Here is a 12,616-nt window from a genome sequence, read left to right on the forward strand (position 1 = left end):
AAAAGCGGAAATTTGTTTTGCTTCTACTTTTTTACTTTTTTGCGCTTAAACTTCATAAAAAACTCATAGACAATTGGAACGATAATGAGCGTAAGCAGCGTAGAACTTGTTAGTCCTCCGATTACCGTAACCCCTAGCCCTTTTGAAATAAGGCCTCCACCTTCAAATCCAAAAGCTAATGGAAGCAGTGCACCAATCGTTGCAATAGCTGTCATTAAGATCGGGCGAAGACGTGTCATTCCAGCTTCTAGTAACGCTTCACGCGTCGACAGACCCTCTTGCTCTTTATGAATCACGCGGTCAATCAGCACAATTGCATTTGTTACCACAATTCCAATCAGCATAAGAGCTCCAATCATCGAAGAAATGCTGATCGTTTCTCCAGAGATTAAAAGTGCCACTAGTGCACCAATGAGTGTAAATGGAAGTGAGAATAAGATAGCAAATGGTGCTAGCCCTCCACCAAATGTCAGTACTAGTACGAAGTACACGATACCGATGGCTGCGAGCATAGCAATTCCTAATTGACTAAATGAGTCATTAATTTGCTCTGATGCTCCGCCAAAGTTAATATCCATATCACTTGGCAAATCAATTTTCTTCACTTCTTTTTGGACGTTAGAAGAAACACCGCCTACATCGTCACTCTTAATATCGGCACTTACCTCTGCATAAATTTTATTATCACGGCGAGTTACCGTATTGGATGTTTTACCTTTTTTAATATCGACAACTTCATTTAATGTAACTTCCTGTCCAGTTTGAGAGGTCACTTTTGTGCTTGAAAGTTCGGCAAAAGTAGAGAAATCCCCTTTTTCTTTTGGAAGGTATACGTTAATTTCGTTTCCGTCTTTTTGGATAGTCGTTAATACTTCACGCTGTCCAAGGTTCGAAATTTGCATGCCGATTTGACTAGCAGACAAGCCGAGTTCAGCAGCTTTCTTTTGGTTCGGTACTAGCGTATATTCATCAAACGTATCTGAAAGCGTAGAATCGACATTTTTCAGCTCTTTATGCTTTTCTAAAACATGCTGAACTTTATCAGCATAAGGTTTGATTTCATCTAAGCTATCTCCGTAAATAAGGACGTTTAATGAATTATTGCTGCCGCTAGACGCCGTATTCATTGAGCCCCATTCACCTTGATTCGCTTGTTTATTAAGAGCTTTTAATACTTTGTCCTGCTCTTTATCAAAGTTTTGTGTATCCTCGTCATATTGCACAAATGTTAAAACGTTATTTTTGCTTCCCGGATTAAAAGAGTTACCTTCACCGAACGAATACTGAACCGTTTTGACACCATCTCGCTTCATCAAGTACGCTTCTGCGCGATTCGCTGCTTTTTCTACGTCGCTTTGAGACTGTCCGGCTTTCGGTGTATACGTAAGCGTCAGCGTTTTTTCTTGATCGGATGATAAGAAGCTCACCCCAATAGAAGGAACTAAGAATAAACTTCCTACTAACAGTAGTACGGCTAATCCAAAGGAAATAAGCTTATGGTTTAGCGTCCAGTTCAAAATTCGCTTATATCCGTGCGCTAGTTTGCTTGGTTTTTCTTCTTTTACTTTTACATTTGTTTTAAATAACGAATGAGCAAGCATTGGCACGAGTGTTACCGCTACTAGCAGTGATGCTAACAGTGCAAAAACAACGGTTAACGCAAACGGTAAGAATAGCTCTCCTACCGGTCCTTCTACTAGACCTAAGGGTAAGAATACGGCCACGGTTACGATTGTAGAAGAGAAAATTGGAACAAACATTTCTTTCGTCGCCGCGACAATTAAATCTTTTCCTTTAAGCTTTTCTTCCTGATAAGCCATGCGGCGGTAAATATTTTCAATAACGACAATGGAATCATCTACAACCCTTCCGATGGCTACAGTCATCGCTCCAAGCGTCATAATATTTAAAGAGATATCCATTGATTTCAGCGCTAAAATGGCGATCAATAACGAAAGCGGAATCGAAATAACGGCAATAATCGTTGAACGAATATCACGTAAAAATAAAAGAATAATAATAACCGCAAAGACCGCACCGATAATAGCTTTATTTAGCATAGTATGAACAGAATCTTCAATCGGTTTACCTTGATCAAAAATATTGTCAACGTGAAGGTCTTTGTTTTTCTTTTCTAGGCTATTCATTTTTTCTTTAATATCATTTACAACATTTACTGTGTTCGCATCTTTCGCTTTGACAACTTGTACAGCAATTGAAGGTTTTCCGTTCGTGCGAGAAATGGATTCTGCTTTCCCCGTCACTTTAATATCCGCAATTTCTTTTAATTTCACAGTTGGAATAGAAGCTGCGGAAGGCGCCTGCTGCACGGCGCCTTGTGCCTGCTGCTGGCTCATTCCTTGTTGCTGATCTTGAGCAGCTCCTTGAGCAGCTCCTTGACTAGGCACAGCTGGAATCTCTAAGTTTTCCAAATCTTTTTCTGTTGTCATCTTTCCGTCTACCACAACAGATTTTTGAGATCCATCCATCGTATACGTACCAGCCGGCACTTTTGCATCAGATGCTTGGATAAGCTTTTTTACCGTATCTTCATCGAGTCCCAGCTGCTTGAGCTTGTCTTGTTTGAATACAAGTTCTGCTTCTTCAACTTGCTCTCCTGACACGCTGACCGAAGAAATTCCCTGCACTTTTTCAACTTGTGGAACAACAGTATTTTTTACATACTTCGTTAAGTCTTCTAATGATTTTTTATCATCTGAAACACTTAATGAAATAATCGGAAAGTCACTAATGCTTTGTCTTGAAACATTTGGTTCCTCTACATCATCTGGCAGATCTACGTTTGAAAGAGCTCGTCTAACTTCGTCTTCTGCCTTCTCCATATTTTTACTAAAGCTATATTCAACTTGAATGGTAGCAATATTTTCATAAGAAGATGAGCTAACTGTGTCAACGCCGCTCAGTCCCTGGAGCTTTTGTTCAATCGGCTTACTCACCTTATCTGCCACTTGTTCCGGAGTGGCTCCCGGATAAGTTGCACTGACTGTTACAACAGGCGTTGAAATATCAGGAATGGTCTCTAGCTTCATATTAAACCCTGAATACAGCCCTGCAATAATGACAAAGAGCGTTAACAGCCATACTGCAAATTTATTTTTCAATGAAAATTTAATAAACTTCCCCAATGCATATCCTCCTTCAAATATATGTATACTAATAAAATTGACTGATCGGTCACAACAACTTAAAATATAAATGACTAACCGGTCAGTGTCAACCCTAAGCAGGCTCTCTCCTAACATGTTCATAATAAAGACATATTTACGATAAATCGTTTTTTAAAGGAACTGACTCTCGTTCTCAACTTTGATATATACCTTTATCTTTTTTAGTGTATGATACTATTATCTAACGAAATGAATGGCCAAATTGTTCAATAAAGGAGGTAGAAGACATGAAGGAAAAAGAAAAAAGAATAATTGAAGCTTCGATTAAGCTTTTTGCAAAAAAAGGATTTAATGCTACCTCTGTGCAAGAAATTGTAGATGAATGCAACATTTCAAAAGGTGCGTTTTACCTGCACTTCAAATCTAAGGATGCACTTTTATTATCAATTTTAAACTTTTACTATGAAAAGCTCTTTAGCTCTGTTTATGCTCTCGACGAGGAAGTAAACGATGCCCGCAGCCGCTATATGAATCAGCTCATCTATTTCTATGAATTTATTACAGAGCACAGAGATTTTATTATCATGCAAATCCGTGAAAAATCTATTCCCTTTAACAAAGAAGTGGAGACCTTTGTTCATAAAATGCAGCGAGAAACGTTTTACTTCCATCGCAAAAGCCTCGTTAGCGTATACGGAGAAGACGTAACTCCTTATATCTCCGATTTAACAAAAATGATTGAAGGTATTCATCATTCCTTTTTAGAAATTATTATCTTCAATCAATACGAGCTTACCTTTAAAGAAGTAGCGCAGTACATAATGGACCGAGTTGATGTATTAGTAGAAGATTTATTAGCTAGAAAACCTCGTCCCCTTATTCCCGCTTCTTTTGGTGAAGATATATATGGAAAGGAACGAACTACTTTTCTCAGTAAAAATGAGCAGGTAAAACAAGCTCTTGAGGAAATTAAACATCTGCTAGACACCAGCGATCATATTTCTGATGAACACGCAGACAGCTTTCACATTTTACAAACGGAGCTAAAAAAAGATAAGCCTACCGCTGCTATTGTAAAAGGCATGGTTGGAAATTTAACGGAACTTAAACCGTTGGAAGAACCGCTTAATCTTTTAACAGCCTTACTCCAACAAAAATAACAGAAGGCTTCAACAAGCCTTCTGTTATTTTTCTGCTTTTGAACTAGATACTCCCCCAGATAACACGAACTTCATGGCTTCTTCCGGCTTAATATCTAACCATTCAATTTCTTCTTTTGGAATCAAAAAAGTAAAACCGGCTACTTGAAAAGTCTGTGGAACATAAACGGCTACGTGGTCTTTTAATGAATGAATGACCTCTTCTACTTCTTCAGAGGTCACAAACCCTATGACTTTCATTGACGTGCCGGGCATCGTCACTAAAGCGACTTTTGAAAATGACTTTTTCTCTCCAAGAAAAGATTGAAACGTATCTTTAATAACGGTATATAGCGTTTTAACAAGCGGTATTCTTTCTAACAATCGATCAATTAAGCTAATGATTTTCCCTGCAAAAAAACGAGTGGATAACCATCCTAAGAACGTAATTAAAACAAGCGTCGCTAAGATGCCAATCCCCGGTATATAATCCTGCTTCATATAGGGCTTCAATACGTTTCCTAAAATGCTGTCTAAAAAATTAAACACTCTTACTAAAATATAAATAACAAGGATAATAGGAACAATCGTTAAGAGTCCATTAATAAAACTTTTTATGATTGCTTTCATGCAAACACCTCATTTTTTCTGACATACTGCTGTTTATTATACAATGAATTTGTTTTGCTGCGTCTCTTTATTTCTATTCACACACGTATAACCTAACGACGTTTTATCAAAATAATAGATGGGTACATGAACATACATACTTATATATTTATTTTTGCGGAGGGATACAATTGGGACGTTTAGAATCAAAAATCGCAGTGATTACAGGATCAAGCTCCGGCATAGGAAAAGCAACTGCTGAACGCTTTGCGAAAGAAGGAGCGGTTGTTATTTGTGCCGATATTAATTTAGACGGTGTGAAAAAAGTAGCACAAGAAATTAAAGATGCTGGCGGTAAAGCCCATGCCTACTATATCGACGTAGCTGAAGAAGAAAAAGTAAAAGAGTTCACGGAGGAAATTGAAAAGAAATTTGGAAAAGTGGACATTCTTTTTAATAATGCAGGGACAGACACAGAAGGCGGCAAGCTTCACGAATATCCAGTAGAACTTTGGGATCGCTTAATGTCGGTAGATTTACGCGGAACATTTCTTGTAAGCAAATACGTTATTCCGCTGATGTTAGAAAATGGCGGATCGATTATTAATAATTCATCCGTATCCGGACTGGCAGCAGACTTAGACCGTTCTGGCTATAACGCAGCGAAAGGTGCTATTACCAACTTAACAAGAACCATGGCAATTGACTACGCTCGTGAAGGTATTCGCGTTAACTCAATCGCTCCTGGAACAATTGAAACACCTCTTCTTGATGATTTATCAGGCGCTGAAGAAGGAAAAAAATTCAGAAAAGCATATGAATGGGTGGATCCGATGGGCCGTTTAGGTAAACCGGAAGAAGTAGCCGGGGCTGTATTATTTTTAGCATCTGATGACAGCTCGTATGTAACGGGTGATTGCATTACGGTAGATGGCGGTCATATGGCGTATACATGGCCTGGAAAAATGCTTTACGATAAAATGTGAGAATACAATTAGCTCTATACCATAAGGTATAGAGCTTTTCCGTTTGAATTTTTTCTTTAAAATAGACGTGACATTATGTCAAGACAGGTGTAAACTTAAAGCAAAATTCTTTGCTTCTAGGAGGAAGACATGAAAACAAAACAATTATCAGAACGTCAGCTTCTTGGCATCGCAGGGCTCGGATGGCTCTTCGATGCAATGGATGTTGGCATTTTGTCTTTTATCATTGCAGCTCTTCACGCTGAATGGGGACTTTCCCCTACTGAAATGAGTTGGATAGGCAGCGTTAATTCGATCGGAATGGCCGTTGGAGCTCTGGTGTTCGGGTTGCTGGCTGATCGAATTGGGCGAAAAACCGTTTTTATTGTGACTCTTGTTCTTTTTTCAGTGGCAAGCGGCCTTTCGGCTCTTACTACTACCCTTGCTGCTTTTTTAGTATTTCGATTTTTAATTGGAATGGGTTTAGGAGGAGAGCTGCCTGTTGCTTCTACACTTGTGTCTGAGACCGTGGCGCCGGAAAAACGGGGTAAAGTGGTCGTCTTGTTAGAAAGTTTTTGGGCGTTCGGCTGGCTACTGGCAGCGCTTATTTCTTACTTTGTAATCCCAGCTTACGGGTGGCAGCTAGCTCTTATCCTAACGGCTATACCAGCGTTTTATGCCATTTATTTGCGCATCAAACTGCCAGATTCTCCTCAGTTTGTGGAGGCGACAAAAGAAAAGAAACCGTCGATTGCGGACAATGTAAGAAGCGTGTGGTCTAAGCCTTATCGTCAATCTACGATTATGCTGTGGGTTCTGTGGTTTTGCGTTGTATTTTCATATTACGGCATGTTTTTATGGCTACCTAGCGTCATGGTCATTAAAGGATTTAGCTTAATCAAAAGCTTTGAATACGTATTGATTATGACATTAGCTCAACTGCCTGGCTATTATACTGCTGCTTGGTTTATTGAACGCATGGGCCGAAAATTCGTATTGGTCACATACTTGTTAGGTACGGCTGCCAGCGCATATATCTTCGGAAATGCGGAGTCACTTTGGCTGCTGCTAACAGCAGGAATGTTGTTGTCTTTCTTCAACTTAGGCGCTTGGGGAGCTTTATACGCGTATACACCTGAGCAATATCCGACATCTATTCGAGGCACAGGAGCTGGAATGGCCGCTTCTTTTGGACGAATTGGAGGAATTCTAGGACCGCTGTTAGTTGGGTATATGTCAACTCAAGGTGCTTCTTTAACCGTTACGTTCTCAATCTTTTGTGCAGCTATTTTAATCGGTGTTGGTTCGGTTGTTTTTCTAGGAAAAGAAACCAAACAAAAGCAGCTCGCATAAAAAAAGACGCTCTTTTAGAGCGTCTTTTTTGTGCTTATTATTTATTTTCTACTAGCTCTTTTTCGCCTGTCTCTACTTCCACGTCACGCTGAGCGAATACTTTCTTAGCTACGCTTAAAGCATTTAACACGCGAGGGAAACCTGTGTATGGAATTAATTGAATGATGCTTTCCACAATTTCATTCGGCTCTAGTCCAGCTGTTAAACCTGTGTTTAAATGCAGCTCAAGCTGAGGCTCTGTACCCTGAGTAACCAGTGATGAAATGGTTACTAATGCTCGCTGCTTATTCGTTAAACCTGGTCGTGAATAAATGTCTCCATAGGCAAATTCAATAATATATTTCCCAACGTCGGGAGCTAGGTCTTTTAAGTCTTCCGTAATTTTTAAATGAGTCGAAATATCATCGTTACTCGTTAACGTATATTCCATTAATTTATCTAAACCTTTTTGATAACTATTTTGTGCCATGTAAAATCAGCCTCCGTATTTTTTACTGACACCGCGCGGAATCAATGTTTGTTTTCGTGTATGTTTTCTACACTATCTACTTTAGCGCACATTCTTTCTTTCGTAAAATACATATATTCAATACAACATATGCATTTTATCTATATAAAACAGAATGCTGTTCATTCATATAGTGGAGGAATTGTTTAGAGGCATATGAAATATATTTATCTTTTTTTAAAATCAATCCTAAATCCCATGAAATTGAAGGATTAGTAATAGGAACTGCTTTTACGATAGCAGAATCCACTTTTGCTGCAATGGATTGTGGAAAGATAGATACACCTAAGTTTTCCGCGATCATTTCACCGATAAAATCCCATTGAGAGCTCTCGTAAGCTACATTAGGTTCAAATCCTGCTTGTTGACACGCCTGAATAAGCCGGTCGTGAAGCGTAAAATCTTCATTAAATAAAATAAATTTCTCTTGGGCTAGTTCATTAATTTCCACATGAGTTTTAGAGGCCAAAGGGTGAGAGTGGTGAACATATAAAAGCATTTTTTCAGAGATAAAAGGATTAATGTCAAAAAGATGTTCATTTACTGGAAGCACCGCTACACCTAGGTCTAACTCTCCTTTTTCTACTGCTTTTTGAACACGATTGGCTCCGTATTCAATAAGTTTAATTGTGATATCTGGATAGAGCTGCTGAAACCCTTTAATAATCTTTGGAAAGAACAGTACTCCAATCAATGGAGGAATTCCAATTTTAATCATCCCTTTTTTCAGATTCATCACATCATATAAATAAGTCGATAGCTCATCAATGGATGCCATAACTTTTTGTCCTTGCGCATACACAACTTCCCCGGCATCCGTTAAATCAATCTGTCTTGCGGACCGATCAATTAATTCTACTTCCAATTCTTCTTCTAAGTTTTTCACCATTTTGCTCAAGGTCGGCTGTGAAATATGGAGACTTTGAGATGCTTTAGTAAAGCTCCTTAATTTAGCGACTTCTAAAAAATAATTAAGCTGACGAATATCCATCTCTGCTCCTCCTATAGATCAAGCGAATATCTTTTATCTTATTTATTCATTTTACCTATTAACTTTTAAGATATACAGCGAAAAATCCGAACGATTTATCGTTCGGATATACCTTCACCTAAAATACTTTTGTCCTGTCCTTTTTTACTACGGTTATTTAAAATGTTTTGGCTGCTTGTGCTGCTTGTTCTAGGCCACTTTCAATAATTTCTTGAGCACGATCGGGAAACTGATTATGTCCCTCAATAATAACAGAGTTCACATCCGTAACTCCAAAAAATTGAAGTACGCTGCTGACATATTTAACGGCCATTTCGACCTCAGCTGCTGGACCTTCTGAATATACTCCGCCTCGCGCGTTTAATAACATCACCTTTTTATCGCCTAGTAATCCCACAGGACCTTCTGGCGTATACTTAAACGTTTTGCCTGCTTGATTTAAATAATCAAAGTACGTATGAAGCACTGCTGGCACAGTAAAATTCCAAAGCGGAAAGGCAATGACAATTTTATCAGCTTTCACAAATTGTTCTAAGTAATGATTAGCAATTTCGGCTGCTTTATTTTCCGCTGCCGTCACTCCTAGCCCTCTTGCTAGTTTAAACTGACCGTCTATCATATCGGCACTTAGATAAGGAAGTTCTTCTTGAAACAAATTTAGTTCTATTATTTCTTCACCTTGGTGGGATTGTTGATAGCTTTCTAAAAACGCATTATATAATTTCACGCTAACCGCTTCACTTGCCGACCTATCATTTGCTTTTATAAAAAGAGTATAACTCATACTAAAACCTCCACTGATTATTGATACTCTTATTTTATTCGCTTTGTCCTTACGTTTCGAACGACTTTATAATGAAATACTCTCATACTTTAGTCTGAAAAATCCTATATAAGAATTTATTAAAGAGCCAAAAATCACATTGACAACGATAATCATTATCATTAAAATTAGAGGGAAATTGATTATTATCATTTAAAGTAAGGGGAGCTTTTTATGTGGTCAAGTTTGGCTTTGTCGCTTCGTGAAGGTTTAGAAGCATCACTTATCATTGGAATTATTTTAGCTCATGTTACAAAAGTTGGCCGAAAAGATTTAAAGTATCCTGTCTTCATCGGGGCTGCTGCTGGTCTTATCTTCAGCTTAGTATTTGGCTTCATTGGCTTCAATGAGGCGAAAGAGTTAGAAGAAGAGTCAGAAGAAATTTTTGAAGGAGTCATGATGCTTTTAGCTGCAGGTCTTATCGCTTATTTTATTCTATGGTTGCATCGAAGCAAAGAAATGACTTCTTCGGTCACATCAAAAATTTCCAGCAACTCTTCTAAATGGGGATTAATTACCTTAGCCTTTTTATCTGTCTTTCGTGAAGGAACAGAACTAATTATTTTTAATCTGACACAAGTAAATCAACACGCCTCTTCTATCGCATTTGGAAGTATAAGTGGTATTTTGCTGGCCGTCGTTATTACATACATTCTGTTTAAAACGGCTATTAAGCTGAACCTGTGGATTATCTTTAAAGCGCTTGGTGTTTTTCTTATTTTTATTGGCGGAGAGTTATGCGGTGAAGGTTTGGCTAAGCTATTTGAAGCTGGTGGAGAATCACTTGAAATAATTGGATTTAGTATCTTTACAGTTGCATCACTTTATCTGTTTTTCCAAACGGACTTGAAAAAATTACGAGTAAGAAAACAAAAATCGGCATCATAATTACACAAAAGCCGCCTGTTAACGGCGGCTTTCTTAATTTGTAGATGAAACGGGAAGGTGAATCACAACTTCCGTTCCTTGTTCTTCTTCACTATTAATAAAAATCTCGCCTTTATGCTGACGGACAATAGTTTGTGCAATCGATAGTCCAAGCCCCGTTCCTCCCGTAGCTCTGCTTCTAGCTTTATCGACTCGATAGAAACGTTCAAAAATATGTGCAAGATCTTCCTTCGGAATACCAATTCCATAGTCTTTTACTTTGATAATGACATCTTCCTGCTTTTTTTCAACGGTCACTTCAATTTTATCCGTACTGTATTTAATTGCATTATCAAGCAAAATAATCAGCACTTGCTTCATTTTTAGTTCATCCACTTCAATCATAATTGGCGTTTGATCATAATGAAGAACTAATTCTCTTTTGTATACCTGCTGCAGCTGCTTAACGATTTGTTCAAAAATAAGAACAAGATCTGTTTGCTTCATATCAAGCGTTTGTTCTTTTTCCACACTTGCCAGATCAAGCAGCGTTTCAATCATTTTTTGCATTTTGGTTGCTTCCGCATAGATGGTGTCGATCGCATCCAGCGTAATTTCTTCATTTTTAATCCCTCTTCTTCTTAATAAATTAGAATAACTGCGAATAACGGTTAGAGGGGTTTTTAATTCATGAGAAGCATCGGAAACAAACTGATTTTGCTTTTCAATATTTTCTCGCAAGCGGTCAATCATATGATTAAACGTAACGGTCATCCCCTGCAGTTCATCTCTCGTTTCCGTTTGAATGAGGACCTTTTTAGGAACACCGCTCTCTTCGATCTCTTTCATCGTTGTGACCATATTTTTAATAGGATGCATAATGACGCGTGATAACCATCTTCCTCCTAAAAGAGACAGTAAAATGGATACAAGCGAACAAAAAATCAAAATTGATAGCAAAATATCTTTACGGGTTTCAAAACCAGTCAGCAGCTCGCCAATCTCAAGCGTTTCAACGACTTGATTATTGACTTTGACAGGCATGCGAATAACCAATACTTGCTTTTCTCTGATTTTGCGAAGCTTCACCTTTTTTTTCTTTGAAAATTCAGGCTTAATTTTCACCAGATGAGGATCATTTGATACTTGGTTAATGACCGTAGAATTTTCTGAGACTGTTCGGATAAATGAATGGTTGGTCAAATAAAATTTTAGTAACTCCGGCGAGAGCTCCACGGAATGATCTTGCTGACCTTTTTGAATAATCTCGCGTGCTTTTTCGAATAAAATGTCCTGTTCCATATTCACCGTAGATTTAGTAAAGGAGAAAAAAACAACAATGTTCATGATTAATAAAATAACCACTAGCCATGCTGTTGTCAGCAAATTAATCTTCGTCGTGATCTTCATGTTTCTCCTCTTTCATCATATATCCTACGCCCCGCACCGTATGAATGAGAGAAGTAGAAAAACCTTCATCTACTTTTTTTCGTAAGTGGCGAATATACACATCAATTACGTTTGTTTCTCCTTCATATTCATAGCCCCAAACGTTTGTGAGAATTCCTTCTCTCGTGACAATTTTATTTTTATTCGTAAGCAAATACACGACTAAATCATACTCTTTCGGTGTCAGCGTAATGGATTCATTGTTTCTTAGGACTTCCCTTGTTTCAAGATTAATGGTCAAATCACTGATCGTTAAGAGCTCCGCTTCAGCTTCTTTCGTTCCTGATGCTTCTACGAGCGAACGATAGCGAATACAAGAGCGAACCCGCGCTAACAGTTCTTCAATTTCAAACGGTTTTGTAACATAATCATTAGCCCCTTGGTCTAAGCCCATTACCTTATCCAGCGTCGTATTTCGGGCAGTTAATAAAATAACTGGCGTAAATACTTCCGCTTTCCGAAGTCTTCTTAACACCTCAATACCGCTCAGACTTGGAAGCATCACGTCTAGCAAAATGAGGTCATATTGAGCGGATGTTGCCGTCTCTAACCCCGCTTTCCCGTCGTACTCAACATCTACTTCATAATCTTCAAATTCCAATTCAATCTTTAACACTTTCGCAATTTGCGCTTCATCTTCCACAATTAAAATTTTCTCTTTCATGTTATACACCTCTCACCACATGTCTTAAGTGAAAGAATAGCTTCTTTAGATAAAAAAACAACACCTTTTTCAAAAGATGTTTGTTTTTTTATCTAAACCCTACTTTTTCAACATACTTGT

Annotated in this window: 11 protein-coding genes; 4 read left to right on the forward strand and 7 right to left on the reverse strand. The window is 38.2% G+C overall.

What is annotated here, in order from left to right; all coding sequences use genetic code 11:
- Positions 1–23: 23 nt before the first annotated feature.
- Positions 24–3,146 carry an efflux RND transporter permease subunit gene (locus MMB69_RS21990; protein ID WP_221812508.1) on the reverse strand — a complete coding sequence of 1,041 codons (3,123 nt, stop codon included), beginning with the start codon at positions 3,144–3,146 and terminating at the stop codon, positions 24–26.
- 269 nt (positions 3,147–3,415) lie between these two features.
- Between MMB69_RS21990 and MMB69_RS21995 the strand changes: the two genes are divergently transcribed.
- Positions 3,416–4,288, forward strand: coding sequence for a TetR/AcrR family transcriptional regulator (locus MMB69_RS21995; protein WP_129705292.1), 873 nt, complete (start codon positions 3,416–3,418; stop codon positions 4,286–4,288).
- A 24-nt stretch (positions 4,289–4,312) separates the two neighbouring features.
- Here MMB69_RS21995 and MMB69_RS22000 read toward each other — a convergent pair whose 3' ends face one another.
- Positions 4,313–4,897 carry a DUF502 domain-containing protein gene (locus MMB69_RS22000; protein ID WP_221785808.1) on the reverse strand — a complete coding sequence of 195 codons (585 nt, stop codon included), beginning with the start codon at positions 4,895–4,897 and terminating at the stop codon, positions 4,313–4,315.
- A 170-nt stretch (positions 4,898–5,067) separates the two neighbouring features.
- On the opposite strand from MMB69_RS22000, the gene MMB69_RS22005 reads away from it, so the two are divergent.
- Together MMB69_RS22005 and MMB69_RS22010 are read left to right on the forward strand one after the other, a co-directional pair.
- Positions 5,068–5,862 carry an SDR family oxidoreductase gene (locus tag MMB69_RS22005; RefSeq protein ID WP_221785809.1) on the forward strand — a complete coding sequence of 265 codons (795 nt, stop codon included), beginning with the start codon at positions 5,068–5,070 and terminating at the stop codon, positions 5,860–5,862.
- 129 nt (positions 5,863–5,991) lie between these two features.
- Entirely contained in the window at positions 5,992–7,194 is a 1,203-nt protein-coding gene (locus MMB69_RS22010; RefSeq protein WP_116741534.1) for an MFS transporter, read from the forward strand.
- Between the two features lie 37 nt (positions 7,195–7,231).
- Here the strand turns inward: MMB69_RS22010 and MMB69_RS22015 are convergent, their stop codons facing one another.
- From MMB69_RS22015 to MMB69_RS22025, 3 genes are all read right to left on the reverse strand, one after another.
- Entirely contained in the window at positions 7,232–7,663 is a 432-nt protein-coding gene (locus MMB69_RS22015) for a carboxymuconolactone decarboxylase family protein (protein ID WP_014457862.1), read from the reverse strand.
- 136 nt (positions 7,664–7,799) lie between these two features.
- Entirely contained in the window at positions 7,800–8,693 is an 894-nt protein-coding gene (locus MMB69_RS22020; protein WP_014457861.1) for a LysR family transcriptional regulator, read from the reverse strand.
- Between the two features lie 157 nt (positions 8,694–8,850).
- Positions 8,851–9,477 (reverse strand): FMN-dependent NADH-azoreductase, encoded by a 627-nt coding sequence (locus MMB69_RS22025; protein WP_221785810.1) that lies wholly within the window; start codon positions 9,475–9,477, stop codon positions 8,851–8,853.
- A gap of 213 nt (positions 9,478–9,690) precedes the next feature.
- Here MMB69_RS22025 and MMB69_RS22030 point away from each other — a divergent pair, with 213 nt between their 5' ends.
- The gene (locus MMB69_RS22030; protein ID WP_221785811.1) at positions 9,691–10,404 is read left to right on the forward strand and encodes an FTR1 family iron permease; all 714 of its coding nucleotides are present in this window, start codon (positions 9,691–9,693) and stop codon (positions 10,402–10,404) included.
- A gap of 33 nt (positions 10,405–10,437) precedes the next feature.
- On the opposite strand, the gene MMB69_RS22035 is transcribed toward MMB69_RS22030, so the two are convergent.
- Positions 10,438–11,793, reverse strand: a complete 1,356-nt coding sequence (locus MMB69_RS22035; RefSeq protein ID WP_014457858.1) for a sensor histidine kinase — start codon at positions 11,791–11,793, stop codon at positions 10,438–10,440.
- Positions 11,771–12,496 (reverse strand): response regulator transcription factor, encoded by a 726-nt coding sequence (locus MMB69_RS22040; RefSeq protein ID WP_013059676.1) that lies wholly within the window; start codon positions 12,494–12,496, stop codon positions 11,771–11,773. The genes MMB69_RS22035 and MMB69_RS22040 overlap by 23 nt, the downstream gene beginning before the upstream one ends.
- Positions 12,497–12,616 lie beyond the last annotated feature (120 nt).

The organism is Priestia sp. P5 (assembly GCF_029522155.1).
Classification (GTDB): Bacteria; Bacillota; Bacilli; order Bacillales; family Bacillaceae_H; genus Priestia; species Priestia megaterium_E.